Origin of the sequence: Citrobacter sp. wls706, assembly GCF_005281305.1 — a bacterium.
Taxonomy (GTDB): domain Bacteria; phylum Pseudomonadota; class Gammaproteobacteria; order Enterobacterales; family Enterobacteriaceae; genus Citrobacter; species Citrobacter werkmanii.
The window spans coordinates 131,079-157,353 of the sequence record NZ_SZXG01000006.1; the positions used below are offsets into that span (position 1 = coordinate 131,079).

General features: G+C 49.8%; 23 protein-coding genes and 1 other RNA gene. 11 read left to right on the forward strand and 13 right to left on the reverse strand.

Translation table 11 applies throughout. The features are described 5' to 3' along the window. Nucleotides 1-105: 105 nt before the first annotated feature. Genes nagA through kbaZ form a run of 6 tightly spaced genes read right to left on the reverse strand, consistent with a single transcriptional unit; the run spans nucleotide 106 to nucleotide 5,133 of the window. Entirely contained in the window at nucleotides 106-1,239 is a 1,134-nt protein-coding gene (gene nagA, locus FDW92_RS02455; protein ID WP_042311223.1) for an N-acetylglucosamine-6-phosphate deacetylase, read from the reverse strand. Continuing rightward, entirely contained in the window at nucleotides 1,236-1,670 is a 435-nt protein-coding gene (gene agaF, locus FDW92_RS02460) for a PTS galactosamine/N-acetylgalactosamine transporter subunit IIA (protein ID WP_042311221.1), read from the reverse strand. Before agaF ends, nagA begins: the two co-directional genes overlap by 4 nt. A 16-nt stretch (nucleotides 1,671-1,686) precedes the next feature. Continuing rightward, nucleotides 1,687-2,565 (reverse strand): PTS N-acetylgalactosamine transporter subunit IID, encoded by an 879-nt coding sequence (gene agaE / locus FDW92_RS02465; RefSeq protein ID WP_042311219.1) that lies wholly within the window; start codon nucleotides 2,563-2,565, stop codon nucleotides 1,687-1,689. Further along, nucleotides 2,555-3,334, reverse strand: a complete 780-nt coding sequence (gene agaW, locus FDW92_RS02470) for a PTS N-acetylgalactosamine transporter subunit IIC (RefSeq protein ID WP_042311217.1) — start codon at nucleotides 3,332-3,334, stop codon at nucleotides 2,555-2,557. Before agaW ends, agaE begins: the two co-directional genes overlap by 11 nt. 10 nt (nucleotides 3,335-3,344) lie before the next feature. Beyond that, complete coding sequence (agaV, locus tag FDW92_RS02475; RefSeq protein ID WP_038634137.1) at nucleotides 3,345-3,818, reverse strand: PTS N-acetylgalactosamine transporter subunit IIB; 474 nt, start codon at nucleotides 3,816-3,818, stop codon at nucleotides 3,345-3,347. Nucleotides 3,819-3,837: 19 nt separating this feature from the next. Next, nucleotides 3,838-5,133, reverse strand: a complete 1,296-nt coding sequence (gene kbaZ / locus FDW92_RS02480) for a tagatose-bisphosphate aldolase subunit KbaZ (RefSeq protein ID WP_072014785.1) — start codon at nucleotides 5,131-5,133, stop codon at nucleotides 3,838-3,840. Between the two features lie 249 nt (nucleotides 5,134-5,382). Between kbaZ and FDW92_RS02485 the strand changes: the two genes are divergently transcribed. Both FDW92_RS02485 and agaR read left to right on the forward strand, forming a co-directional pair. Next, a complete protein-coding gene (locus FDW92_RS02485; protein ID WP_003024922.1) occupies nucleotides 5,383-6,189 on the forward strand; it encodes a DeoR family transcriptional regulator in 807 nt (268 codons plus the stop codon). A 324-nt stretch (nucleotides 6,190-6,513) separates the two neighbouring features. Further along, complete coding sequence (agaR, locus tag FDW92_RS02490) at nucleotides 6,514-7,284, forward strand: transcriptional repressor AgaR (protein WP_003024920.1); 771 nt, start codon at nucleotides 6,514-6,516, stop codon at nucleotides 7,282-7,284. A gap of 37 nt (nucleotides 7,285-7,321) precedes the next feature. Here the strand turns inward: agaR and FDW92_RS02495 are convergent, their stop codons facing one another. From FDW92_RS02495 to garD, 7 genes are all read right to left on the reverse strand, one after another. Beyond that, complete coding sequence (locus FDW92_RS02495) at nucleotides 7,322-8,242, reverse strand: ROK family protein (protein WP_008785896.1); 921 nt, start codon at nucleotides 8,240-8,242, stop codon at nucleotides 7,322-7,324. Between the two features lie 18 nt (nucleotides 8,243-8,260). After that, nucleotides 8,261-9,517, reverse strand: coding sequence for a Gfo/Idh/MocA family oxidoreductase (locus FDW92_RS02500; protein ID WP_042311212.1), 1,257 nt, complete (start codon nucleotides 9,515-9,517; stop codon nucleotides 8,261-8,263). Nucleotides 9,518-9,553: 36 nt separating this feature from the next. Continuing rightward, on the reverse strand, nucleotides 9,554-10,660 hold the full coding sequence (ugpC, locus tag FDW92_RS02505; RefSeq protein WP_042311210.1) for a sn-glycerol-3-phosphate ABC transporter ATP-binding protein UgpC: 1,107 nt from the start codon (nucleotides 10,658-10,660) through the stop codon (nucleotides 9,554-9,556). Between the two features lie 11 nt (nucleotides 10,661-10,671). Next, nucleotides 10,672-11,496 (reverse strand): carbohydrate ABC transporter permease, encoded by an 825-nt coding sequence (locus FDW92_RS02510; protein ID WP_003024907.1) that lies wholly within the window; start codon nucleotides 11,494-11,496, stop codon nucleotides 10,672-10,674. A 9-nt stretch (nucleotides 11,497-11,505) separates the two neighbouring features. Then, a complete protein-coding gene (locus FDW92_RS02515) occupies nucleotides 11,506-12,450 on the reverse strand; it encodes a sugar ABC transporter permease (RefSeq protein WP_042311208.1) in 945 nt (314 codons plus the stop codon). A 78-nt stretch (nucleotides 12,451-12,528) separates the two neighbouring features. Next, the gene (locus FDW92_RS02520; RefSeq protein WP_042311206.1) at nucleotides 12,529-13,788 is read right to left on the reverse strand and encodes a sugar ABC transporter substrate-binding protein; all 1,260 of its coding nucleotides are present in this window, start codon (nucleotides 13,786-13,788) and stop codon (nucleotides 12,529-12,531) included. Between the two features lie 355 nt (nucleotides 13,789-14,143). Then, nucleotides 14,144-15,715: a galactarate dehydratase gene (gene garD, locus FDW92_RS02525; RefSeq protein WP_042311205.1), complete on the reverse strand. Its 1,572-nt coding sequence runs from the start codon at nucleotides 15,713-15,715 to the stop codon at nucleotides 14,144-14,146. Nucleotides 15,716-16,121: 406 nt separating this feature from the next. On the opposite strand from garD, the gene garP reads away from it, so the two are divergent. From garP to tdcD, 9 genes are all read left to right on the forward strand, one after another. Then, complete coding sequence (garP, locus tag FDW92_RS02535) at nucleotides 16,122-17,456, forward strand: galactarate/glucarate/glycerate transporter GarP (RefSeq protein ID WP_042311203.1); 1,335 nt, start codon at nucleotides 16,122-16,124, stop codon at nucleotides 17,454-17,456. Between the two features lie 15 nt (nucleotides 17,457-17,471). Further along, on the forward strand, nucleotides 17,472-18,242 hold the full coding sequence (gene garL / locus FDW92_RS02540; RefSeq protein WP_042311200.1) for a 2-dehydro-3-deoxyglucarate aldolase: 771 nt from the start codon (nucleotides 17,472-17,474) through the stop codon (nucleotides 18,240-18,242). Nucleotides 18,243-18,272: 30 nt separating this feature from the next. Further along, entirely contained in the window at nucleotides 18,273-19,163 is an 891-nt protein-coding gene (gene garR / locus FDW92_RS02545) for a 2-hydroxy-3-oxopropionate reductase (RefSeq protein WP_042311198.1), read from the forward strand. Between the two features lie 65 nt (nucleotides 19,164-19,228). Continuing rightward, on the forward strand, nucleotides 19,229-20,374 hold the full coding sequence (garK, locus tag FDW92_RS02550; protein WP_042311196.1) for a glycerate 2-kinase: 1,146 nt from the start codon (nucleotides 19,229-19,231) through the stop codon (nucleotides 20,372-20,374). A gap of 32 nt (nucleotides 20,375-20,406) precedes the next feature. Further along, nucleotides 20,407-20,783, forward strand: an RNA gene (rnpB, locus tag FDW92_RS02555) — RNase P RNA component class A. An 859-nt stretch (nucleotides 20,784-21,642) separates the two neighbouring features. Further along, complete coding sequence (gene tdcA, locus FDW92_RS02560; protein WP_042311194.1) at nucleotides 21,643-22,581, forward strand: transcriptional regulator TdcA; 939 nt, start codon at nucleotides 21,643-21,645, stop codon at nucleotides 22,579-22,581. 98 nt (nucleotides 22,582-22,679) lie between these two features. Next, nucleotides 22,680-23,669, forward strand: coding sequence for a bifunctional threonine ammonia-lyase/L-serine ammonia-lyase TdcB (gene tdcB / locus FDW92_RS02565; RefSeq protein WP_042311192.1), 990 nt, complete (start codon nucleotides 22,680-22,682; stop codon nucleotides 23,667-23,669). 22 nt (nucleotides 23,670-23,691) lie between these two features. After that, complete coding sequence (gene tdcC, locus FDW92_RS02570) at nucleotides 23,692-25,023, forward strand: threonine/serine transporter TdcC (protein WP_006687934.1); 1,332 nt, start codon at nucleotides 23,692-23,694, stop codon at nucleotides 25,021-25,023. 31 nt (nucleotides 25,024-25,054) lie between these two features. Beyond that, on the forward strand, nucleotides 25,055-26,263 hold the full coding sequence (tdcD, locus tag FDW92_RS02575; RefSeq protein WP_038634108.1) for a propionate kinase: 1,209 nt from the start codon (nucleotides 25,055-25,057) through the stop codon (nucleotides 26,261-26,263). The last annotated feature ends 12 nt before the right edge of the window (nucleotides 26,264-26,275 follow it).

A 26,275-nucleotide genomic window follows, 5' to 3' on the forward strand; every position in this document is an offset into this window, starting at 1 on the left:
TAAAGAATCGCTTGCAGATAGTGCGAATCAAAATTTTATAAGCGAAAGGAAAAGAAAGGCCCGGCGATCAAAGACCGCAGGCCAATACGAGACAAAATGAAAGGTCTAAAGGGGGAGAGACTGACCCTGAATCCAGATCTGCTGCAAATGCAGGCTGCTATTGAGGGCGATAATGTCGGCATATTTGCCCACCGCTAACGATCCGCGTTGGCGATCGATTCCCAACAGGCGAGCGGGATGGAGCGAAGCCATGTGGATCGCCTCTTCAGCGGTGATCCCGGTGAACTCGACCATATTACGTACGGCTGCATCAACCGAGAGCGTGCTGCCCGCCAGGCCACCGGAAGCGGTACGCACAATACCGCTGCGCATTTCCACTTCCTCACCGCAGAGTGTATAGCGCCCGTCCGGCATACCAGCTGCCTGCATCGCATCGGTGATCAGCACCAGTCTGTCTTTCGCGCAACAGCAGCACAGCTTCATGGCCGCCGGGTGGACATGGTGTCCGTCAGCGATAAGCTCCAGCCAGGCGCGAGAGTCGGTTAACCCTGCACCAACCATTCCGGGCTCCCGGTGGTGTAAACCGGTCATACCGTTATAGCAGTGAACCAGTCCATCAGCCCCGACATCAAAGGCGGCGCGGGTTTGCTCCCAGGTGGCTGCGCTGTGGCCCAGCATCACCCGTACGTTGCGCTGCTTCAGATGTTTGATAGCCTGCAATGCGCCGGTTTTTTCTGGCGCCAGCGCAACGACGCGCAATGTTTGTTGGGAAATCGCAATCAGTTCATCCAGTTCCCTGAGCTCCAGTTCCCTGAAGAGCTCAGGCGGATGCGCTCCTTTGTTCTGAGGCGTAAAGTACGGACCTTCAAGATAACTACCCAGTACCTGCGCGCCAGGCCCGCCGGAATGGTAGCGATGGGCAATACGTTTCAACGCCCGGTGAATATCTGGTAATGGGGCGGTGACGGTGGTGGGTAGCCAACTGGCTACCCCTTCACGCGCTTTGTGTATTGCCAGCTTATCGAGCGTATCCGGCGCATCATCCATGACATCGACACCTGCGCCTCCGTGCACATGGGTATCGATATATGCAGGGCACAACAGCTCAGCATCGCGCACCATCACGCCTGAGACGATAGGCTCAATGGCTGTAATGGTGCCATCCTCAATACGCACCTGATGATCGTCCAGCCAGCCTTGTTCCGTGAGCAGACGCTTGGCGCGTAGCACCTGTGTCATATCCCTTCCTCGACGGGTTTTTCCTCGCGGCAGCGTCCCAGCTCGTCCACCAGGCTGGTCAACCCCCGATGTCCGCATTCCAGCGCCTGCAAACGAAATGCTTCGCTGCTCAGGTCGTCGCGCTCCAGTACCATTTCCAGCAGCAGTTGCAGATTGGTGCCAGTGATCACTTCAGTACCTTGCCTTTGCATGGCCAGCGTGGAAGCGACGCGAAATGGCGTCCCGCCCAACAGGTCTGTCAGAAACACGATGTCTTGCTGAGCATCCAGCTCACTCACTGCCTGTTCTAGTTGCGAGGTGAGTAAGGCTGTTGTTGAGGTTTCCGGAAAGTCGATGGCGATGAACTGAGTCTGTTCACCTAAAATCTGTTTCATCGCTTTTTCCATTCCGCTGGCAAACCCGCCATGACCCGTCAAAATAATACCTAACATCTACAACCCCTTATATTTACAGGAAGTGACAGAACTTACCCACAACGCCGAGTACTACGGTAATAGCGATAAGGCGCAGAGGGCTCCAGCCACGACGAACCAGCCAGAACATGGTCAATGTGTAGACCAGCGGCAAAAATGCAGGCATCAGCTTGTCTATAACGTCTGTCTGTAGTTTCACAACCGCATCGCCAGCAGTAATTTCCAGCGTGGTGCTCAGGCGAACATAGGTCGCTACCAGCGCGCCGATCACCGTCATCCCAACGATAGATGCCGCATGACCAACCTTTTTAGTGTTAGCTTTAATCAGTGGGATAGCTGCAACGCCCATTCGGTAAGCATAGTGTGCCAGCCCAAAGCGCAGACCAAGATGAACCACGTTAAACATCACAATAAAGACTACAGCGCCAAGAATAGAACCTTGCAGCGCCAGACTTGCCCCGATACCACCGCAAATAGGCAATAACGTTAACCAGAACATGGCGTCACCGATACCGCCAAGCGGCGCACCGACGGCAATCTTGGTGCTTTGAATACTGTTCACATCCTGCTTGGAGCGTTCCATCGCCAGGATAATCCCGATAACAAACGTAACCAGGAACGGGTGCGTGTTGAAGAAGCCCATATGGCCTTTCATTGAACGTGCCAGATCTCGCTTGTTGGTATGGATCTTTTTCAGTGCAGGTAACAGGCCGTACAACCATCCTGATGCCTGCATACGTTCATAGTTGAAAGAGGCCTGTAACAACATGGAACGCCAGGCAACACGGTTGATATCTTTTTTCGTCAGCTCGGCACCGATATTCTGGTCTTCGTAGACGTTTTCATTCGTGCCGGACAGCAGCGTTTCTTCGGTTTCGGAAATGTTCGGCAGAGCCGTTTGATTAGATGCCATCTTCGAATTCCTCTTTTTGTGCTGCGGGAGCTGTAGTTTCAGGTGATTTACGCAGAAAATCGATCAGTGCCATGGCCAGTGCTGCTGCGGCGATTGCCAGCACAGGGAGTTTGAGCCAGGCGGCGGCGACAAAACCCAGGATGAAGTAAGGGATGTAGACGTTTTTCATCATGATTTTCAGCAGTACGGCGAAACCGATAGCTGGCATGATGCCGCCTGCCACGCCGAGGCCGTCAATTAGGCGGGTCGGCAGAACATCTATAGCTGTTTTGGCATGTTCCGCACCAAAGTAAATCGGCAGGAAAGCGCATAAGAAGTAGAACGTCCCCAGCGCCAGTAACGCCAGATAGTTGACCCGCTCAATTCCGTCTGTATCGGCATTCGCCGCCATGCGATCGCAGCGAGCCATCACCCCGGACATCACGGAGAAGAGGAAGGTAATGCCCATTTGTACCGCTACCGCGAACGGTACAGCGACACCGACAGCTACTTCCGGTTTTACGCCAGTGGTGATGGCGAAAGTTGTTCCTACGATGGTGCCGATGATGACGTTTGGCGGCTGTGCTCCCGCCAGCGGAGCCAGGCCCATCCACACCAGTTCCAGCGTACCCCCGGTTAAAATACCGGTATGCAGATCGCCCAGAATCAGGCCGACCAGCGGCCCGAGAACAACCGGGCGGTGCATGTGCGTTAACCCGTTGAACATATCCAGGCCTGCAATAAAGGCGAGAATACCCAACGCAAAAGCCTGCAACAGACTGATTTCCATTGTGAATCCCTCAGAGAAGTTTATAGAGGTCCTGGGCGGGTTCTGTTGGAACGCCCTGAACGAAGCATTCCACCCCAGCGGCTTTCAACCCGTTGAACGCCGCTATATCGGCAGCGTCTACAGAAACCGTTTTGGCGATTTGCTGCTTGCCGTTGGCATAGTGCATGTTGCCAACGTTGATACGATTAACAGGAACACCGCCTTCGACCAGACGGTAGAAATCCGCAGGCGATTTGCAGACCAGCAAAATTTTCTGGCGATCGGCGGCACGGTGAATATTGTCGATTACTTTTTGTAGTGACCAGAAGCGCACGGCAATCCCTTCCGCCAGAACCATTTCCATCAGGTTTTGCTGCACCGGATCTTCAGCCACCTCATCATTGGCGACCAGCACCAGATTTGCCCCCGCAAATCCGACCCATTGCACACCGACCTGACCGTGAATTAAACGTTCGTCAATGCGACTTAATACAATGTTTGGCATGGTATTTTTCTCTTTCTTGTTATGCGTTATGGGATGAATCACCCAGGCTGGCGCAGTGATATTGCTGCAGTATGTCCTGAATATGGTTAATGATGAGTTCTCGCGGTGTCGCGCTGAGATCTCCCTCGCGCACTTTTACGTACTGCAAGGGTAGATACTGGCTAATCAGCGGTAACGGGATCGGTTCGTCGGCCAGGTTACGCACCAGACGTTCGAATGCCTCATCAATCTGGCTGTCCGGCCAGTAGTAACGAACCCGATCTGAGTAGCTATATCCGCGGGCCAAACGGCGCGCATTGCCATCGCCGTGATAGTGGCTCTGCCAGTACTCCGGACGATCAAGCATCACGCTTTCCAGGACATGTCGCAGGCCTGAGCTGGCTTTTGCGGGCAGCAATTCCTCTTCAATAGCGGCTAATGAAAATAACGCTTCGCGCAGGGCAAAGGTCAGCGCCGGGCCGACTTTCAGGATCGCGAAATGATCTTTAACCAACTGGCGCAAGGACTGAGGCGTTTGGTAATCGGTAGAATGCGCTTCAAAAACCAGCGTGTCGTAGTCTTCCACCATTTTGCTGAGTGCCACGGCTTTCTGCGGTTGATAATCAATGATGTGCGTGTGGTCGAATTCAACGCCAGGTTGCACGACCAGGGCGATAATACGTGCCCATATACCTTCCAGCCCGCGCTTTTCAAAGGCGTGATAGTGGGCCTGCAGCGTTGCACGTGCGGCATCCGGCGTTGTTACCGCCAGTTCGGTTAACGCTTCGTGTGCGCCACCAGGAACCGGAACTTCTGTGCCAATTACATAGACCAGATCAGATTCACCAAAATGCGCAATACAGGTTTCTTCGGCAACTTTTGCCAGCCGCGCGGCGCGCGCGGCGACGATTTCATCCGTTAGTGGAACTGGGTCGTTAGCACAAGACATGCTGCAATCAAGGTGGATTTTTTTAAAGCCAGCGGCGACATAACTCTTGATCAGATCGTCAGCGTTGGCCATTGCTTGTTCTGCTGGCAGATTTTGCCAACGGTTTGGTCCAAGGTGGTCTCCACCGAGAATCAGCATATCCTGAGAAAAATTAAGCGAGTCGGCTAAACCGCAGACAAAACTGCGAAAATCGGCTGGTGTCATACCCGTATAGCCGCCAAACTGGTCAACCTGATTAGAGGTTGCTTCGATCAACAGCGGTGTATGATTGGCATGGGCGTAGCGTATTGCGGCTTCCAGTACGATTGGATGCGCGGAACAAACGGCATAAATCCCGTTTGCCTTCCCCCGTTTATGCTGCTCGACCATTTTAGTTAGATGTTTCACTTTCCTCTCCAGGTCAGATTACTGCGACATCAATCTTTCGTTTTGTTTCATTTAATACTGCATTATGGTGTTATAAAAATAAAACGAAAGATAATAGTTTTCCGATCTGTTTCACAAAAGAAACGCAATGAAAGGTTTCAGCGTAAGTTCGTCCGGCTCTTCCCTGCTTGCGGGGCTTGCATTCGCATAAAAGAAAGGCGTTAATAGATAAAACGAAATAAAACGAAAGGTTCAACTAAAGGATTTCTTATGAGTAACACCGAGTCCTCTGCAGACAAGCGCGTTATTGGCACCAGCGAAAGACGTGAGCAGATCATCCAGCGGTTACGGCAGCAGGGAAGCGTTCAGGTTAACGATCTCTCCTTATTTTTTGGCGTCTCCACGGTCACTATTCGCAACGACCTCGCTTTTCTGGAAAAGCAGGGGATTGCGGTACGTGCCTATGGCGGGGCGCTGATTTGCGAAAGCAATGCGCCTGTTGTGGAGCCTTCTGTTGAAGATAAGAGTTCACTTAATACGGCAGTAAAACGCAGTATTGCCAGAGCCGCCGCAGAGCTGATTCAACCGGGACACCGCGTGATCCTTGACTCCGGTACCACGACCTATGAAATTGCCCGCCTGATGCGCCAGCATACCAATGTCATTGCTATGACCAACGGTATGAATGTCGCCAATGCGTTACTGGAAGCAGAAGGGGTTGAGCTGCTGATGACCGGCGGTCATTTGCGTCGTCAGTCACAATCTTTTTATGGCGATCAGGCAGAGCAATCGCTCCAAAATTATCACTTCGACATGCTGTTTCTTGGCGTTGATGCTATTGATTTAGAGCGTGGTGTTAGCACGCACAACGAAGATGAAGCGCGTCTCAACCGTCGGATGTGTGAAGTGGCTGAACGTATTATTGTTGTTACCGACTCGACGAAGTTTAACCGCTCCAGCCTGCATAAGATCATTGATACTCAGAGGATCCATACCATCATTGTTGATGAAGGTATCCCAGAGGAGAGTTTGCAGGAACTACGCCGCAGCGGTGTTGAAGTGATCATTGTTGAGTAGTCCCGCTCTAAAATTCAAAAATGTGATCCCATTCAATTAAACAAAAACAAACCATAAGCGAGCTTTTTTAGTAGCTCGCTTTCGTTTTTTTGCATGCTTCCCGTCTCTTTCTCGCATCTTACCCGTTTTGAGTCTTTTCATTTTTTCGGTTTTCTTCGTTTCGGTTTGCTAAAACGAAAGAAAATAGTCAGTTTTGGTTAAATTAAACGCTGAGTCTGTGCGCACAAATTCACCTTATTGCTTCTGATGTAATATATTCAAAAGAAAACGAAAGCGCTAAAGCGCTAAAACAAAACAACATGAATATTTGATGGAGCAATAGAAATGCTGGATAACTTAAGACGTCGCGAGCAAATAATTGATCTGCTGTGCGATCAGGGTAGCGTTCGTGTCGAGCCACTGAGCGTCCATTTTGGTGTGTCATCGGTCACGATCCGCAACGACTTACGTTATCTGGAGCAGAAAGGATGCGTCATGCGCTCCTACGGCGGGGCGGTTCTCAATCAGCACTTTGCCCTTGACCGACCTTTGCAGGATAAGGACCGGCTGAATCGCGATGTGAAAACGCGTATTGCCGAAAAAGCAGCCAGCTTTGTGAAAGATGGTGACACGTTAATCCTCGATTCCGGTTCGACCACCACGCTCATTCCTCCAATGTTAAAGAATCGCCGCGATCTGGTGGTGATGACCAATGCGCTCAACATTGCGTGGGAGCTGGCGAATTTTGAGCGCGTAGACGTCATGATCCTGGGAGGGAACGTCAGGCAAAGCGTCTATTCATTGTATGGCCCTTCAGCAGAACACCAGCTCAGACAATACCGGTTTGATAAGCTTTTTTTGGGCGTTGATGGATTCTGCCTGGAAGCAGGGATAACCACGCCACATCCGGGAGAAGCGCATCTGAATCAGGTAATGTGTGAGGTTGCACAGGAGGTCACGGTAGTCGCTGACTCCAGCAAGTTTGGCCGCAAAAGTTTCTGTATGATTAGCGAAATCAGCGGGATTGACCGGGTGATTACCGACAGCGGTATCCCTGAAAATTATCACCGGACGTTAATCCAGCTTGGGGTGGATGTGGTGATTGCGGATGAATAACTGAAATTGCTGGCGAGATTTTCTCGCCAGCAGTGTTTTAGTGGGTCAGCGTACCCTGTTCAACCAGCAGCAATGCGGCACCGCGAACCCCGCTGGATGCACCATGGATGGCCGGGAATACGCGGGCAGGCTCTAATCCCGGGAACAAGTAACGTGACATGGCCTGCGGCAGCAACGTATAAATTTCCTCGATGTTGGAAACTCCACCGCCGAGAACAAAAGCATCGACATCCAGAATCAACTGCAATTGCGCCAGCGTACAACCCAACATATCAATCCATGCTTCTATGGTAGTAACGGCGCTGGCATTGCCATGACGATAATGCTCCAGCAGGGTCTCCATTTTGAGTTGTTCTCCACTGAAGTGTTTGTGGAGCCACAGTAAACCAGGACCGGATTGATAGCGTTCCAGACACCCTTGTAAGCCACAGCCGCACTTCAACTCAGGCAAGTGATAACGACGCATAAACGTTGCCGGAAGCGGTAAATGGCCGAACTCACTGGCCATTCGGTTGCGACCCCGATACAACTGACCGTCAATGACTAACCCTCCACCCATGCCGGTGCCAATAATGGCACCAAAAATTCGGGAGAACTGGCGAGCCTGCTGGGTATGGGCTTCCGAGAGTGCAAAACAGCAGCAGTCATTGTCCAGTTCAACCGAACGATTGAGGCGGTGGGCCAGATCGTTCATCACCTGGCGTCCTGTGAGGCAAGGCACGTTAGATGACAGTAATTTTCCGGTATGTCTGTCCATAAGACCGGGCATGCCGATGCCAATTTTTCCTTGCGTTCCAGTCGCCCAGTCGGCGGTATCAATAAGTGAAGTAAAGGTCGAAAGAAAGAGTTCATAATCCTGCACTGGCGTGGCGACGCGCTTACGCCAGCAAACCTGCATTTCCTTATCAAAAGCGACAATTTCAGTTTTGGTTCCACCAATATCAACACCGTAAAACATGCCTCATCTCCTCCGGCTTCACAGCGTAACCAGACAGTTTTCCTTGCGAGCGCGCTCTGCGGCAAAGACCATTAAGTGACTTTCCAGTGATTCATCTGGGCCAGAAAGAATCATATTTTGATCGTTGGCCATCACTGCGTGGATAAAGCGATCCATCAGGTAGTAATCGCCACCACCATGCCCCCCCATCTGGGTTTGTGTGCCAGCGGCGATCTCCTCGATCTGATGCACTGTTTCTTTGTCTGTCAGGAAATCAAACACCCTGATTTGCTCGCCATCACCTTCCAGATAACCTCTGGTGCCAAACAGGCGCGTTTTTCGATCTTCCATTTTGGTAAACGCGGTCATGGTAAAGGTCACTGTCTGTTGGTGGGCAAAACGTAAGTTAACAACCTGATGATCCACTACATCATTATCACAACGATAAACGCAACGACCATAAGGCCCATCGCGCAGCGCCTGGCGAACATTCTCTTCGCTAGGATCTGCAGTCAGCACTCGACGGAAGTGTGGAGTGCATTTGTGGTTTTCACCCAGATAAATTTTGCAGGCAGACCAGGGACAGGTTGCTTCAACCTGACAATCAAGGCAGCGGTCGGCGGCACCAGCAGGCTGATTCTCTTTCACAAAGTGACTCAGGCTACCAAATGATCCTACGTCCTGGCAGTTGTCGCTCATGATGTAGCGGATCCAGTCCAAATCATGACAGGATTTCTGTAACAACATAAATGACGATTCTGCTTCATTGCGCCAGTTACCACGTACAAACGAGTGCGCCTGATGCCAGTAACCTACGGGTTCGAGATGCTGCATGCTGACAATATCGCCAATTACGCCATCATCAAGCAGTGATTTCAGCTTTTGCGTATAGCGGGTGTAACGCAGGACGTGCGCGACGGCCAGTAATACGTTGTTGCGTTTGACCGCATCAATAATGATCCGGCAATCTTCTGGCGTAGGGGCGAGCGGTTTTTCCAGCAGAATGTGATAGCCGAGATTTGCAAACGCCACGGCAGGATCTTTGTGCATATTATCCTGCGTGCAAATAAGTACCACATCGGCCATTTTGGGTTGGGCCGCAGCTTCTTGCCAGTCGCAAAACACGTTATTTGGGTCAATCTTATGCTGTGCGACAAACTGCTGGCGGTATGCCTCTCTGGGCTCGGCAACGCCTACCACCTGCATTCTGTCTGGATGTTCAAGCGCATAGCGAGAATATATTTCTCCGCGCGCACCAGCCCCTACCACTAATACGGTCACTTTATTCGCACACATATAAACCTCTCATTTTTCACTTAGCCTGAATAACGGTCAGACCAAATTTTCTTCATGTTTTTTATCAAACAAAAAGGCGGCTTCCAGATTAAATTTCACTTTGATAGATTCACCGGGAAGTGGGGTCCAGTCGGGTGAGGAGTTAATACGTAAGATCATATGTTGCTCACCAATATCAAAATGCAGAAGGTCTTCGTTGCCCATCCTTTCTACGTTGGTAATGTGCGCATCGAACGCCGAGGCATCATGCTGCGAGGCTAACTGAATGGCCTCTGAGCGGATGCCAAACCAGACGCTGGAGTGCGGATATTGCTCCAGTAGGTTACTCAAGCGCGTATTTAGTGGCAGGATTAAATTATCAGCCAGGCGCAGGCCACGAGTGCTGGGGTCAATATCAAGCAGCATAATATTCATTGCCGGATTACCAATAAAACCAGCAACAAATTTATTCCTGGGGTGATGGTAAATATTCCCTGGGGTATCCACCTGCATAATACGGCCGCCATTTAGAACGCAAATCCTGTCTCCCATCGTCATCGCTTCAATCTGATCGTGCGTGACGTACACCATGGTTGCGCTCACGCCTTCGTGACGCAGTTGTCGATGCAGTTCTGTCAGCCGTACGCGCATTGAAACACGCAGTTTTGCATCCAGGTTGGACAGCGGCTCATCAAACAAAAAAACGTCTGGCTTACGCACGATGGCCCTGCCAACGGCTACGCGCTGGCATTGACCGCCTGAAAGCTGACCGGGCTTTTTGTCGAGCAATGTTTCGATTTCCAGCTTGTGTGCTGCTTCCCGGACGCGGATATCAATCTCTTCTTTGCTCATTTTCCCTAACAGACTGAATGCCATATTTTTATAAATCGTCATGTGGGGATAAAGGGCATAATTCTGGAAGACCATGGCAACGCCTCGCTCCTTTGGTAGCAGGTCGTTGACGCACTTCTCTCCGATTGCGATATGGCCATGAGTGATATCTTCCAGACCTGCAATCATGCGTAGCAGCGTTGATTTGGCGCAGCCTGATGGCCCGACAAACACCATGAATTCGCCGTCGTGGATTTCAAGATCAACGCCATGGATCGCCTGAAAGCCATTGGGATAGACTTTGCTTACTGCCTGTAATTGAATACCTGACATAACACTGCCCCTTATCCTTTAATTCCGGCACCAGCGATGCCGCGAATAAAATAGCGCTGGAAGAAGATATAAAGTAACAACATCGGGATAATCGCCAGCAATGCGCCCGCCATTAACATCGGATATTCCACGCCTGAGCGGCCAGAAAGTGAGGCTAATCCTACTGGTAATGTCATTTTATCCATGGAAGTGTTGACGATCAGCGGCCACATTAAATTATTCCAGCTCCACAGTCCGTTAATAATGACGCAGGCAATCAGTCCCGGTTTAATTAATGGCAGCATAATTTTGAAGAAAATAGTCAGATGGTTATACCCATCCATAATGGCTGCTTCTTCCAGTTCTTTAGGTACTGACAGAAAAAACTGACGTAATAAAAAGGCGCTATATATGCTGAATAAGCCCGGTAGCACCAGTCCAGGAATTGAGTTCAGCAAACCGATTTTTTCAACGGTTAAAAACTGTGGGATTAAAAAGATCTGACCGGGCACCATCAGAATTGAAATACACAGCATAAACAGGACATCTCGTCCTTTGAAACGCAGTCGGGAGAAACCGTACGCTGCCATTGCCGCAATCAGCGTCTGCAAAATGACGATGACCAGCGTGGAGACGATCGAGTTAAAGTAAAAGCTGCCAAAAGGCATTTCATGCAAGATTTTACCGTAAGCCTGAAACCCTGGGTTGGCGGGTAGCAGGATCGGCGGAAAGGCGATGCTTTCTGCCTGGGTTTTAAAAGAGGTGATGATCATCCAGATAAACGGAACCACCGTTACCAGCGTCGCGAGGATCATCAGGCCGTAAATTAGCCATTTTTCACGTTTTGTCATGAACATCGTGGTGCCTCACTGTGCTTTAAGTCGTTTACCAATCCATATTTGCAGCAGCGTCAGGACCATCGTGATAACGAAAATCACCACGGCGATTGCTGAGGCATACCCTTTTTCATGGTAGATAAAGGCGTATTTATAGAAGAGATAGGCGATGGTCATCGTCTGATCGTCCACCATGGATGAACTACCAAACAGCAGATAAACCACATCGAAAATTTGCAGCGTTTCGATAAAAGAGATCACCAGTACGAAAAACAGCGTTGGGATCATTAGCGGTAAGGTAATAGACCAGAATCCACGCAATTTGCTGATGCCATCCAGCGACATCGCTTCATAAATTTGTTTGGGGATCCCCTGCAATCCAGCGAGCAGAATGATCATCTTCAGCGCAATAGCCGACCAGATGATAACCAACGAGGCGCTCAGGCGGACGACATCGGGATCGGATAACCAACCGATGGCCGGAAGATCGAAAAAAGCCAGGATCTGATTAATTAAGCCGAAGTTTCGGTTCATCAACCACTGCCAGACCATAGCAATGGCCGCAGGCATAGTGACAGCGGGTAGAAATAACAGCGTGCGAAACAACCACTGACCGCGAATCGCCTGATTCAGGCCAATTGCGAGCAGTAATGACAAAATGGTGATTATCGGTACGCAAATAAAAACATAGGCCAGGGTGTTATATATTGCTGAACGAAACTCATCATCGCTGAATAAATTAATATAGTTATCTAAGCTGATTGTCGTCCAGATCTGAAACTCGCCCAGGTCGGTGAAACTATAAAAAACGTTCTGGAAGAATGGAGTAAAGTAAAAAACAATTAACCCCGCCAGTAACGGCATAATCATTATCCATCCCCAGAAGCGTTCTTCTTTTTCCAGCTTGGTCAGGGATTTTTTGTGCACTTCCCTGGCTGGTAATTGTGGGGATGCAGTTTCATCTGAATAGCTCATACAGACTCCGGGATGCTCACTGTGCAACCAAAATATATTGCGTGGGCGAAAGCGAGAGGGAGCATGGCTCCCTCAGGATTATTTCTGCATTTCTCGTTCAACGCGTTTTGCAACACCAGGCATGACTTTTTCTGGGTCAGTACCCGTCCAGACTTTTTTCAAGCCATCATTCAGGATGCTATTCCACTTGGCGGTATTAGAGCCTGCGGTTGGATATTTATGTGAGAAAGCCAATGAATCTATATAGGCTGAAACATCAATACCCTTAAAGCCTTCAGCCCACTCTTTGGCCACTTTTTGGTTCGCGGGGATCACGACTTTTCCCGTAGCCAGCGTCTGCTGCGCATGCTCAGAACTCATGAACTCAATGAACTTCCACGCCGCATCTTTATGCTGACTTTTTGCTGACATGGCAAATGCCAGGCTATGGGATACACCTGCCTGCTCTGCCATTTTAGGCATTGGTACCACGCCGATGTGATCCTTAATCAGCTCATTTTGAGAGAAGGGTAATGCCCACCATGAGCCTGCGTAGACCATGGCTACCCGGTTTGACTGGAAGACATCCGAGGCTTCCATCTCGCCTGGCGGTTGGATTAGTCCCGCGTTCAGCATGCCTTGAACATCGCGATAGACGGCGATGGCTTTGTCATTGGCAACATCCGTTTTGCCCTCAGGCAGGACAATCTTATCGCCAGCCTGTAATAGCAGATTAAAGTAACTGTCCTGCCCGCTGCTGAATTCCATTGCCAGTGGATAAGACTGTTTATCCAGCCCTTTACGCAACTGCACTGATTTTTGTTTTAAATCGTCCCATGTCCAGTTTTTATCGGGATAGCTCACGCCAGCCTGATCGAACATTTTTTTGTTGTACCAGACGGCAATTGCATCAATATCCCTTGGGATGGCATACTGCTGCGACTGGTATTGATAGGCATCGACTGAGCTTTTAACAAAATCATCCAGTTTCGGCGCTGATTTCTCTTTCAGATAATTGCTCAGTGGTTCCAGCATGCCATTTTTAACATACTGCTGGAAATTAGGCATATTCATCCAGAATACATCCGGTGCTACATTTCCACCGACTGCTGAACTTAGCTTGATAAAATATTGGTCATAAGGTGTTAATTCAATTTCGACTTTGATGCCAGGGTTGTTTTTTTCGAATTCATTAACGAGCTGTTGTTCGCCAGGGAGTTGATTACGGTCCCATAACGTGTAGCGTAATTTAACAGGCTTTGCGTCCGATTGGCCTTCAGCACTCGCGACGACAGGAGTTGCCAGTAAACAGGAAATAAGACAGGCCAATGCGACATTATTTTTATTCAGGGTATACATAACTTCCCTCTTTATTCAGGTCAGAATGCTTATGAGGTAAATTACAGGAGCCTATGAATAATCTGTTTTACATCGGAGAAAGTCAAAGCGGTAAAAAATAGGGGATTATCGCATTAAAACAAGGTCGTCTTTCGGTAGGTTTCTCTTTTATCAAAACGAAAATATAACATAAAACAATGGCGATATTATTTCGTTTAATTTCATGTTGTTAGGTTTATTTTGTGGGTTTGAATCGAAAAAAACAGATGTTTAAAAAAACCTCTTAAAATGCGAACGTTATCACTTTATTTGTTGTTACATAGACATAAAAAACGGGGATAAATCCCCGTTTTTTCGTTGGCTTTCGTTTCGATAATCAGGTCACTGGCGCCGGGTTAAACACCGCCAGTTGGTTATGCAGTCCCCACTGATCCGAGAAGGTTTTCTTACGCCCGCTGGCGACGTCGAGAATAAACTCGAACAATTTCAGCCCCACGTCTTCAATGGTTTCTTCTCCGGTAGCGATGGTACCTGCGTTGATGTCCATCAGGTCAAACCAACGATTGGCCAGCTCAGTACGCGTCGCCATTTTTATCACCGGCACCGCCATCAGGCCGTACGGCGTACCGCGACCGGTGGTGAATACCTGCACGGTGATCCCGGAAGCAACCTGCTGCGTACCGCAGACAAAATCGCTGGCGGGCGTTGCGGCGTAAATCAGACCTCGTTTGGTTGGACGCTGGCCCGGCGACAATACTTCGACGATGGCGCTCTTGCCAGATTTGGCGATTGAGCCCAGCGCTTTTTCCACCACGTTTGCCAGACCGCCTTTCTTGTTGCCCGGTGAAGGGTTGGCGCTGCGGTCAGTCTTGCCCATATCCAGGTAGTTATCGTACCAGGCCATCTCTTCGAGCAGGCGCTTACCTACTTCTTCGTTAATCGCGCGCGGGGTCAGAAGGTGGATGGCATCGCGCACTTCGGTCACTTCCGAGAACATCACGGTCGCGCCGCAGCGTACTAACAGGTCGGAGGCATAACCCACCGCTGGGTTGGCCGTCACGCCGGAAAAGGCATCGCTACCGCCGCACTGCATTCCGACCACCAGTTCTGATGCCGGGCAGGTTTCACGTTGGCGTTGGTTGAGCTTTGCCAGATGGCGTTCTGCCACTTGCAAAATATCAGCAACCATCGATTGAAAGCCGACGTGCTTTTCATCCTGCAGACTGACGATGCTGGCGCTGTCGACCGGGATACTTTTTACATCGTGAGTTCCTTCCAGCAGTCGCTCCGGTTGCAGTTTTTCGCAGCCGAGGCCAATAACCATCACTTCACCGCCAAAGTTGGGGTTCAGCGCAATATTATGGATGGTGCGAATCGGCACAATGGCGGCCGGAGCGTTAATCGCCACCCCGCAGCCGTACAGGTGATTAAGCCCCACCACGCCGTCAACGTTCGGGTATTTGGGGAGCAGATCGCGCTCAATGATTTTCACCACATAATCCACCACGCCCGCAACGCAGTGCACGCTGGTGGAGATGCCGAGCAGATTCTTGGTGCCGACGCTGCCGTCTGCATTGCGATAGCCTTCGAAGGTATAACCCTCAAGAGGCGGCAGCGGCTCTGGCACTTTGGTTGCCAACGGCAGCGTCTCCAGCGGCGGGGCTTTGGGTAGCTCAACCATGGATTCATCAATCCAGCTGCCGGGCGGGATATCGCGAACGGCATAGCCTATCACTTCGCCGTAACGCACAATTTCGCCGTGAACGGGAATATCGCATAGCGCCACTTTATGACCCTGGGGAATATGTTCAATGAGTTCGAGCCCGTCTGGAAAACGCGTTCCGGCTTTCAGACCATTGTCATTGACAATAATCGCCACATTATCTGTTGCGTGAACTTTAATATAAAACGCCGTTGGCGATTGTTGTCTGATTTCGATGTCGGCCATTGTCCAGTATTCTCCAACAAGGTGGTGATAATAGTGTGGATATTTATATTTTGAATCTAATTATCAGTAATAAATATTCGGTATCGTGAAATAAGAATGTCAGGAGTTTAAAATTAAGAATGTGATCATGATCACTTAAACTCAGCAGGACCGTACCACCAAGGGGACTAATCAGTAAATGTGTGCATTAGCGCCCATGGGTGTGTGCATATGCCCAAAATATTATTTTAATAAGGCGTGATTAGTGAGCTTCTGCACAATGATTAACGTTGCTCTGCTGATTATACTAAATCACGGTTTCATAACGTCTGATAAATTATTATGTGTTTTTATTATCGGTAATTTATCACCAGGGATAGCTAACAAATAATAATAAAAACATTTTTATGTGCCCGAGGTAAATAGAATGATTCTGGATGCAATTGTCGAAAAAAAGAAAGGTACACATACCCGCTATTTAATATTACTGATAATTTTTATTGTAACTGCCGTTAACTATGCGGACCGTGCGACGCTGTCAATTGCCGGCACGGAAGTGGCGAAAGAGTTGCACCTCAGCGCCATCTCAATGGGTTATATTTTTTCCGCTTTCGGATGGGCTTACCTGTTGATGCAAATCCCCGGCGGCTGGCTGCTCGATAAGTTCGGCTCGAAGAAAGTCTATACCTGGAGCCTGTTCTTCTGGTCGCTGTTTACCTTCCTGCAGGGCTTTGTGGACATGTTCCCGCTGGCCTGGGCGGGTATTTCAATGTTCATCATGCGCTTTATGCTGGGCTTCTCGGAAGCGCCTTCCTTCCCGGCCAACGCCCGTATCGTGGCGGCCTGGTTCCCGACCAAAGAGCGCGGTACGGCATCCGCGATTTTTAACTCCGCACAGTATTTTTCCCTGGCGCTGTTTTCTCCGCTGCTCGGCTGGCTGACCTTCGCCTGGGGCTGGGAGCACGTGTTTACCGTAATGGGCGTGATTGGTTTTGTGCTCACCGGGCTATGGGTAAAGTTTATTCATAACCCAACCGATCACCCGCGTATGTCGCCAGAAGAGCTGAAGTTTATCTCTGAAAACGGCGCGGTCGTGGATATGGACCATAAGAAGCCGGGCGATGTGAAGTCAGGTGGTCCTAAGCTGCATTATATCAAGCAGTTGCTCACCAACCGTATGATGCTTGGGGTGTTCTTCGGACAGTATTTTATTAACACAATTACCTGGTTTTTCCTTACCTGGTTCCCGATTTACCTGGTACAGGAAAAAGGTATGTCGATCCTCAAAGTTGGTCTGGTGGCGTCTATTCCGGCGCTATGTGGATTCATTGGCGGCGTGCTGGGTGGGGTGTTCTCTGATTATCTGATTAAACGTGGCTCCAGCATCACCCTGGCGCGTAAGCTGCCGATTGTGCTCGGCATGCTGCTCGCATCGACCATTATTCTGTGTAACTACACCGATAACACTGCTCTGGTAGTAGCGCTGATGGCGCTGGCGTTCTTCGGCAAAGGCTTCGGGGCGTTGGGCTGGCCGGTGATTTCCGATACCGCGCCGAAAGAGATTGTCGGTCTGTGTGGTGGCGTATTTAACGTATTTGGCAACGTGGCCTCCATTGTTACTCCGTTGGTGATTGGGTATCTGGTGAGCGAGTTGCACTCATTTAATGCCGCGCTGATGTTCGTAGGATGCTCGGCGCTGATGGCAATGGTTTGCTACCTGTTTATTGTCGGTGACATTAAACGTATGGAATTGCAGAAATAAATAAAGGTATAGGCGATGAATAACACAATTTTCCCGAATAAGTTTAAAGCGGCCCTCGCGGCGCAGCAGATTCAGATTGGCTGCTGGTCTGCATTAGCCAACCCAATCAGCACCGAAGTTTTAGGTCTGGCAGGTTTCGACTGGCTGGTGCTGGACGGCGAACATGCGCCGAACGATATCTCGACGTTTATCCCGCAATTGATGGCGCTGAAAGGCAGCACCAGCGCGCCGGTGGTACGTGTGCCGACCAACGAGCCGGTGATCATTAAGCGTCTGCTGGATATCGGGTTTTACAACTTCCTGATCCCGTTTGTTGAGACCGAAGAAGAGGCGGTGAACGCGGTGGCGTCAACCCGCTATCCACCGGAAGGGATTCGCGGCGTGTCCGTATCCCACCGCGCCAATATGTTTGGCACCGTGCCGGACTATTTTGCGCAGTCGAATAAGAACATCACCATCATCGTGCAGATCGAAAGCCAGCAGGGCGTTGATAACGTTGATGCAATCGCGGCGACTGAAGGCGTTGACGGTATCTTCGTCGGCCCCAGCGATCTGGCTGCGGCGTTAGGCCACCTCGGCAATGCGTCCCATCCCGATGTGCAGAAAGCTATCCAGCACATTTTCGCCCGCGCGAAAGCCCACGGCAAACCAAGCGGCATTCTGGCCCCGGTAGAGGCGGATGCGCGGCGTTATCTGGAGTGGGGCGCGACGTTTGTTGCCGTCGGCAGCGACCTTGGCGTGTTCCGTTCAGCCACGCAGAAACTGGCTGATTCTTTTAAGAAATAACCACCATCGACAGTAGAGAGAGATAAAGACATGACAATGAAAGTTGGTTTTATTGGCCTCGGTATCATGGGTAAACCAATGAGTAAAAACCTCCTCAAGGCAGGTTACTCGCTGGTGGTTGCCGACCGTAACCCAGAATCTATTGCGGAAGTGATCGCCGCAGGCGCAGAAACCGCCGCCACGGCGAAAGACATTGCCGAGCAGTGTGATGTGATCATCACCATGCTGCCGAACTCTCCGCATGTGAAAGAGGTGGCGCTAGGCGAAGGCGGCATCATTGAAGGGGCGAAACCGGGGACGGTACTGATCGATATGAGTTCCATCGCACCGCTAGCCAGCCGTGAAATCAGCGAGGCGCTGAAAGCGAAAGGTGTGGATATGCTGGATGCGCCGGTCAGCGGCGGCGAGCCAAAAGCGATTGATGGCACGTTGTCGGTGATGGTCGGCGGTGATAAAGCGATTTTCGACAAGTACTATGATCTGCTGAAAGCGATGGCGGGTTCCGTGGTGCATACAGGTGAAATTGGCGCGGGTAACGTCACCAAGCTGGCGAATCAGGTGATTGTGGCGCTGAACATTGCCGCGATGTCTGAAGCGCTGACGCTGGCAACCAAAGCTGGTGTGAACCCGGATCTGGTGTATCAGGCGATCCGTGGCGGGCTGGCGGGCAGCACCGTACTGGATGCGAAAGCGCCGATGGTGATGGACCGCAACTTCAAGCCGGGCTTCCGTATCGATCTGCACATTAAAGATCTGGCCAATGCGCTGGATACCTCGCATGGTGTTGGCGCTCAGTTACCGCTGACGGCTGCAGTCATGGAGATGATGCAGGCGCTTCGCGCAGATGGGTTGGGCTCCGCCGATCACAGCGCACTCGCATGCTACTACGAAAAACTGGCGAAAGTGGAAGTCACTCGCTAACAAGAAGGGCGCGGATGCGCGCCCTGTATTTCTTGCCTTGCGCGGCACTGTCAGGCTACATAACTATGAAAATCGTAATTGCCCCAGACTCTTATAAAGAAAGCCTTTCTGCCACCGAGGTAGCTCAGGCAATAGAAAAAGGATTTCGGGAAATTTTCCCCGATGCGCAATATGTGTCTGTTCCGGTTGCCGATGGCGGCGAAGGAACGGTCGAAGCCATGATTGCTGCCACGCAAGGGCGTGAACATTCCGCGTGGGTGACGGGGCCGCTGGGCGAAAAAGTGAATGCCTGCTGGGGCATGTCCGGGGACGGTAAAACCGCGTTTATCGAAATGGCGGCAGCCAGTGGTCTGGCGCTGGTTCCTCCTGAAAAGCGCAATCCGTTAGTCACTACGTCGCGTGGTACCGGAGAGTTGATTTTGCAGGCGCTGAACAGCGGCGCACAGAGCATCATTATCGGCATTGGCGGTAGCGCGACCAACGACGGCGGCGCGGGTATGGCGCAGGCGCTGGGAGCGAAACTCTGTGACGCCAACGGAACTGAAATTGGCTACGGCGGTGGTAGCCTGATGAGTCTGAACGCCATCGATATCTCGGGCCTGGATCCACGTTTAAAAACCTGTTCAATTCGCGTGGCTTGTGACGTGACCAATCCGCTTACAGGTGATTCTGGCGCTTCACGTATCTTTGGCCCGCAGAAAGGGGCAACGGAAGAACGCATTCTCGAACTGGACCGTAATCTGTCTCACTATGCCGAGATTATTAAAAAATCGCTGCGGGTCGACGTGAAGGACGTTCCCGGCGCCGGTGCGGCTGGTGGAATGGGCGCAGCGTTAATGGCTTTTTTAGGCGCGGATCTGCGCAGTGGGATAGAGATTGTGACTCAGGCGCTTAATCTGGAAGAACATATTCACGATTGCACGCTGGTAGTGACTGGCGAGGGGCGGATCGACAGCCAGAGTATTCACGGCAAAGTGCCGGTAGGTGTGGCGAATGTCGCGAAGAAGTACCACAAGCCAGTGATTGGTATTGGCGGCAGCCTGACGCATGATGTGGCGGTGGTGCATCAATATGGTATCGATGCGGTGTTTAGCGTATTGACCAGTATCAGCACACTGGAAGAGGCGTTCCGTGGGGCATTTGATAATATTTATCGTGCTTCAAGGAACATTGCCGCCACGCTGGCGATAGGAATGCGCAGTGCGGGGTGACATTGCCCCGCAAACCCTCTATACTGCGCGCCGAAGCTGACCAGACAGTCGCCGCTTCGTCGTCGTCCTCTTCGGGGGAGACGGGCGGAGGGGAGGAAAGTCCGGGCTCCATAGGGCAGGGTGCCAGGTAACGCCTGGGGGGGAAACCCACGACCAGTGCAACAGAGAGCAAACCGCCGATGGCCCACGTAAGTGGGATCAGGTAAGGGTGAAAGGGTGCGGTAAGAGCGCACCGCGCGGCTGGTAACAGTCCGTGGCACGGTAAACTCCACCCGGAGCAAGGCCAAATAGGGGTTCACAAGGTACGGCCCGTACTGAACCCGGGTAGGCTGCTTGAGCCAGTGAGCGATTGCTGGCCTAGATGAATGACTGTCCACGACAGAACCCGGCTTATCGGTCAGCTTCACTCTTTATAAAACCCCGCTTCGGCGGGGTTTTTGCTTTCTGAGTAGGTTGTCATGCCTGATGGCGCTGCGCTTATCAGGCCTACTGGGTGTATGGAACGGGTTTTGTAGGCTGGATAAGGTGGTTACGCCGCCATCCGGCAAATGTTTTCCTGATGGCGTTGCGATTGATTCACCACAAATCTGACGTTTATTTCCCACTCATCTAACCTTTATTTCGTTCTTATTAATGTTCCTGATTTCTTTTATAAGAGGAAATGTCTCTCGGGATATTTCTGGTTTTGTGATGAGCAACACAAAACGCTATGCGATACGTTTTTATCGAGAATAATCACGCGCAATCGATCGCCATCACAAAATTAGTTGCTGACAAAGTGCGCAAAATCGGTGTTAATATAATGTTGCATATGATGATGGTTTGTTTTCATTGGTTTAAATATTGATAAATGCAATGTTTTTTTACAAACAAACAAGGCAAAAAAATGTGATGCATGGCGTTATTTAAACACCATAAACGATAAAATATAATTATATTTGATAAATTACTTATTAAATTTAAACGCATTTTTTACCGGTAATTACTCTGTAATTGATTGAAATATAGCCTTTCATGGTTCGAAGAAATAACAGAGAAAATGATGTCGTTATAGCCATAAAAAATCGTTATCCCCCCATCTTTTTTTGATTAAAGTCAGGGTTAAGTGAGATTGATATTTTCTATCTCTATGATTAATAAGAAATTATCAATTTAATAATAATCTTACAAAATGTAAGGGAAGGGGATTTGTGAGTGGTCGCACATATCCTCGTTTGCTTAATTTGGTAAACTTCCTGCCGTCAACAAAGTTATTAGAGCAGGACGATATGAATACTATTTCTCTCCCTAAAACACAGCACTTAGTGGTCTTTCAGGAAGTCATTAGAAGTGGTTCTATCGGTTCTGCTGCAAAAGAATTAGGTTTAACTCAACCGGCGGTCAGCAAAATCATTAATGATGTTGAGGCTTATTTTGGTATTGAGTTAGTGGTGCGTAAAAATACCGGCGTTACCTTGACTCAGGCTGGTCAGGTGATGCTCTCATGGTCTGAATCCATTACTCGTGAAATGAAAAACATGGTTGATGAGATGAACAGCATGACGAGTAACGCAGTGGTTGATGTGTCGTTTGGCTTTCCTTCACTGATCGCCTTCACCATCATGTCCGGCATGATTAAAAAATTTAAAGAGGTGTTTCCGAAGGCGCAGGTTTCCATGTACGAAGCGCAGCTCTCCTCGTTCTTACCCGCGCTTCGTGACGGGCGCCTCGACTTCGCTATCGGTACGCTGAGTGATGAGATGAAACTACAGGATCTCCATGTTGAGCCGCTCTTTGAGTCAGACTTTATACTGGTCGCCAGCAAGTCCCGAACATGCACCGGCATCACCTCGCTGAGCGCGTTGAAAAACGAACAGTGGGTGTTGCCACAAACGAATATGGGATACTACCGCGAACTTCTAACTACGTTACAAAATAATGGCATCAGCAGTGAAAACATCGTTAATACTGACTCCGTCGTCACCATTTATAATCTTGTTCTCAATGCTGATTTCTTAACAGTAATTCCCTGTGACATGACCACACCGTTTGGCTCAAACCAGTTTATTACTATCCCGGTACAAGAGACGTTACCCGTCGCGCGTTATGCCGCCGTGTGGTCGAAAAATTATCGAATTAAAAAAGCAGCATCTATTTTGGTGGAATTAGCCAAAGAATATTCATCATATAATTGTCGAAGACGAAGGCAATTAATTGAAGTTGATTAAAGATTGAATTTGTTTTAACACGGACTCAATGCCATCTGTCTATATCTGACAATGGTTACGGCTATCTATTTAATTTAATACCCAGGTAAGAGGTTCTAATGCACATTACATACGATCTCCCAGTTGCAATTGAAGATATCCTCGAAGCGAAAAAAAGACTGGCGGGGAAAATATATAAAACGGGAATGCCTCGCTCTAACTATTTTAGTGAACGTTGCAAAGGGGAAATTTTCCTCAAGTTTGAAAACATGCAGCGTACCGGTTCATTTAAAATCCGCGGCGCTTTTAACAAGCTCAGTTCATTAACCGAAGCGGAAAGATGTAAAGGCGTGGTGGCTTGCTCTGCAGGGAACCATGCGCAAGGGGTTTCTCTCTCCTGCGCCATGCTCGGAATTGACGGCAAAGTGGTGATGCCGAAAGGCGCGCCGAAGTCTAAAGTGGCGGCAACCTGCGATTATTCCGCGGAAGTTGTGCTGCACGGTGATAACTTCAACGACACTATCGCGAAGGTTAGCGAGATTGTGGAAACGGAAGGCCGTATCTTTATTCCGCCCTATGATGACCCGAAAGTGATTGCCGGTCAGGGCACTATTGGTCTGGAAATTCTGGAAGATCTGTACGATGTCGATAACGTGATTGTGCCAATTGGCGGCGGCGGACTGATTGCAGGTATTGCGGTGGCAATTAAATCTATTAACCCGACCATTAAGATTATTGGCGTACAGTCTGAAAACGTTCACGGCATGGCGGCTTCTTTCCGCGCTGGAGAAATAACCACGCACCGAACGACCGGCACCCTGGCGGATGGTTGTGACGTCTCTCGCCCGGGTACTTTAACGTATGAAATCGTTCGTGAGTTGGTGGATGACATTGTCCTGGTCAGCGAAGATGAAATTCGCAACAGCATGGTGGCATTAATTCAGCGAAATAAAGTTGTAACTGAAGGTGCCGGTGCGCTGGCATGCGCAGCATTATTAAGCGGGAAATTAGATAGCTATATCCAGAACAGAAAAACAGTCAGCATTATTTCTGGCGGTAATATCGATCTTTCTCGTGTATCTCAAATTACTGGTTTAGTTGACGCTTAATATACTTCGTTGAGGATAGGATATGAGTACTACTGATAGCATTGTATCCAGCCAGACAAAACAGTCGTCCTGGCGCAAATCGGACACCACCTGGACACTGGGTTTATTTGGTACAGCCATCGGCGCAGGGGTGCTGTTCTTCCCTATCCGCGCAGGTTTTGGCGGACTGATCCCCATTCTGATCATGCTGGTGTTAGCATACCCCATCGCTTTCTATTGCCACCGTGCGCTGGCACGCCTGTGTCTTTCCGGTTCTAACCCTTCCGGTAACATCACAGAAACGGTTGAAGAGCACTTTGGTAAAACGGGCGGTGTGGTTATCACGTTCCTCTACTTCTTTGCGATTTGTCCGCTGCTGTGGATTTATGGCGTCACCATTACCAACACCTTTATGACCTTCTGGGAAAACCAGCTGCAGATGCCAGCATTGAACCGTGGCTTCGTGGCGCTGTTCCTGTTGTTGCTGATGGCATTCGTCATCTGGTTTGGTAAAGATCTGATGGTTAAAGTGATGAGCTACCTGGTATGGCCGTTCATTGCCAGCCTGGTGCTTATCTCTCTGTCGCTGATTCCTTACTGGAACTCTGCGGTTATCGATCAGGTGGATATCAGCAATATCGCCCTGACTGGCCATGACGGCATCCTGGTTACCGTATGGCTGGGTATTTCCATCATGGTGTTCTCTTTCAACTTCTCGCCAATCGTTTCTTCTTTCGTCGTCTCTAAACGCGAAGAGTATGAGAAAGATTACGGTCGCGAATTCACCGAGCAGAAATGTTCTAAAATCATCTCCCGCGCCAGTATGCTGATGGTTGCGGTGGTAATGTTCTTCGCCTTTAGCTGCCTGTTCACGCTCTCTCCGGCAAACATGGCGGATGCGAAAGCGCAAAACATTCCAGTGCTGTCTTACCTGGCGAACCACTTCGCTTCACTGTCCGGTACGAAGTCTACCTTCGCCACCATTCTGGAATACGGTGCTTCAATCATCGCCCTGGTTGCTATCTTCAAATCTTTCTTCGGCCACTATCTGGGGACGCTGGAAGGTCTGAACGGTCTGGTGCTGAAGTTTGGTTACAAAGGCGATAAAACCAAAGTTTCCATGGGCAAACTCAACACCATCAGCATGATCTTCATCATGGGTTCCACCTGGGTTGTGGCATATGCCAACCCGAACATCCTGGACCTGATTGAAGCAATGGGCGCGCCGATTATTGCCTCTCTGCTCTGCCTGCTGCCGATGTATGCCATCCGTAAAGCGCCATCACTGGCGAAATACCGTGGCCGTCTGGATAACGTGTTTGTTACCGTGATTGGTCTGCTGACCATCCTGAACATTGTCTACAAACTGTTTTAATCCTTAAGCTCAGGATGAGCGGAGTAGTGAAATGAATGAGTTTCCGGTAGTACTGGTTATTAACTGTGGTTCATCTTCCATTAAATTCTCAGTGCTCGATGCAGCAAACTGTGAAGTTTTAATGGCGGGAATTGCAGACGGTATTAACTCTGAAAATGCGTTCATAGCAATTAATGGAGGAGAGCCAGCTAAGCTGGCTCACCACAGCTACGAAGACGCATTAAAAGCGATTGCCGTTGAACTGGAAAAACGTAATTTAATGGACAGTGTGGCCTTAATTGGCCACCGCATTGCCCACGGTGGAAATATCTTTACCGAATCAGCAATTATTACTGAGGAAGTTATCGACAATATTCGCCGGGTATCGCCATTAGCACCGCTACATAATTATGCGAACCTGAGCGGGATTGAATCTGCTCAGCACCTTTTCCCAGGCGTGCAGCAGGTCGCGGTATTTGATACCAGCTTCCATCAGACGATGGCCCCAGAAGCCTATCTGTACGGTTTACCGTGGAAATATTTTGAGGAGTTAGGCGTTCGTCGTTACGGTTTCCACGGCACGTCGCATCGCTATGTTTCGCAACGAGCGCATGAACTTCTGGATCTGCAGAATGATGATTCAGGTCTGGTTGTGGCGCACCTGGGCAACGGCGCGTCTATCTGTGCGGTACGTAACGGGCAGAGCGTTGATACCTCGATGGGCATGACGCCGCTGGAAGGGCTGATGATGGGCACACGCAGCGGCGACGTGGATTTCGGCGCGATGGCGTGGATTGCCGCTGAAACCAACCAGACGCTCGGCGACCTTGAGCGCGTAGTGAATAAAGAGTCCGGTTTGCTGGGTATTTCCGGTCTGTCCTCTGACTTACGTACGTTAGAAAAAGCCTGGCACGAAGGACATGAGCGCGCGCAATTGGCGATTAAAACGTTTGTGCATCGTATTGCGCGTCACATCGCCGGACATGCCGCATCGCTGCATCGTCTTGATGGCATTATTTTCACCGGCGGAATCGGTGAGAACTCAGTATTAATTCGCCGTTTGGTTATCGAGCATTTGGCCGTTTTAGGTGTAAATATCGATAGCGAGATGAATAGTCTGCCAAATTCCCATGGCGAAAGAATTATCTCTAATAAGGATGCTCGTGTTATTTGTGCGGTGATTCCCACAAATGAAGAGAAAATGATTGCTCGTGATGCCATTGCGTTAGGCAAAATTAATATCCCAGTAGCATTTGCATAATTAATTTTCAGC

Excerpts from the sequence above, each read along its gene's own strand:
- nagA (WP_042311223.1), bottom strand. The coding sequence starts at position 1,239 with ATGACACAGGTGCTACGCGCCAAGCGTCTGCTCACGGAACAAGGCTGG.
- agaF (WP_042311221.1), bottom strand. The coding sequence starts at position 1,670 with ATGTTAGGTATTATTTTGACGGGTCATGGCGGGTTTGCCAGCGGAATG.
- agaE (WP_042311219.1), bottom strand. The coding sequence starts at position 2,565 with ATGGCATCTAATCAAACGGCTCTGCCGAACATTTCCGAAACCGAAGAA.
- agaW (WP_042311217.1), bottom strand. The coding sequence starts at position 3,334 with ATGGAAATCAGTCTGTTGCAGGCTTTTGCGTTGGGTATTCTCGCCTTT.
- agaV (WP_038634137.1), bottom strand. The coding sequence starts at position 3,818 with ATGCCAAACATTGTATTAAGTCGCATTGACGAACGTTTAATTCACGGT.
- FDW92_RS02485 (WP_003024922.1), top strand. The coding sequence starts at position 5,383 with ATGAGTAACACCGAGTCCTCTGCAGACAAGCGCGTTATTGGCACCAGC.
- agaR (WP_003024920.1), top strand. The coding sequence starts at position 6,514 with ATGCTGGATAACTTAAGACGTCGCGAGCAAATAATTGATCTGCTGTGC.
- FDW92_RS02495 (WP_008785896.1), bottom strand. The coding sequence starts at position 8,242 with ATGTTTTACGGTGTTGATATTGGTGGAACCAAAACTGAAATTGTCGCT.
- FDW92_RS02500 (WP_042311212.1), bottom strand. The coding sequence starts at position 9,517 with ATGTGTGCGAATAAAGTGACCGTATTAGTGGTAGGGGCTGGTGCGCGC.
- ugpC (WP_042311210.1), bottom strand. The coding sequence starts at position 10,660 with ATGTCAGGTATTCAATTACAGGCAGTAAGCAAAGTCTATCCCAATGGC.
- FDW92_RS02510 (WP_003024907.1), bottom strand. The coding sequence starts at position 11,496 with ATGTTCATGACAAAACGTGAAAAATGGCTAATTTACGGCCTGATGATC.
- FDW92_RS02515 (WP_042311208.1), bottom strand. The coding sequence starts at position 12,450 with ATGAGCTATTCAGATGAAACTGCATCCCCACAATTACCAGCCAGGGAA.
- FDW92_RS02520 (WP_042311206.1), bottom strand. The coding sequence starts at position 13,788 with ATGTATACCCTGAATAAAAATAATGTCGCATTGGCCTGTCTTATTTCC.
- garD (WP_042311205.1), bottom strand. The coding sequence starts at position 15,715 with ATGGCCGACATCGAAATCAGACAACAATCGCCAACGGCGTTTTATATT.
- garP (WP_042311203.1), top strand. The coding sequence starts at position 16,122 with ATGATTCTGGATGCAATTGTCGAAAAAAAGAAAGGTACACATACCCGC.
- garL (WP_042311200.1), top strand. The coding sequence starts at position 17,472 with ATGAATAACACAATTTTCCCGAATAAGTTTAAAGCGGCCCTCGCGGCG.
- garR (WP_042311198.1), top strand. The coding sequence starts at position 18,273 with ATGACAATGAAAGTTGGTTTTATTGGCCTCGGTATCATGGGTAAACCA.
- garK (WP_042311196.1), top strand. The coding sequence starts at position 19,229 with ATGAAAATCGTAATTGCCCCAGACTCTTATAAAGAAAGCCTTTCTGCC.
- tdcA (WP_042311194.1), top strand. The coding sequence starts at position 21,643 with ATGAATACTATTTCTCTCCCTAAAACACAGCACTTAGTGGTCTTTCAG.
- tdcB (WP_042311192.1), top strand. The coding sequence starts at position 22,680 with ATGCACATTACATACGATCTCCCAGTTGCAATTGAAGATATCCTCGAA.
- tdcC (WP_006687934.1), top strand. The coding sequence starts at position 23,692 with ATGAGTACTACTGATAGCATTGTATCCAGCCAGACAAAACAGTCGTCC.
- tdcD (WP_038634108.1), top strand. The coding sequence starts at position 25,055 with ATGAATGAGTTTCCGGTAGTACTGGTTATTAACTGTGGTTCATCTTCC.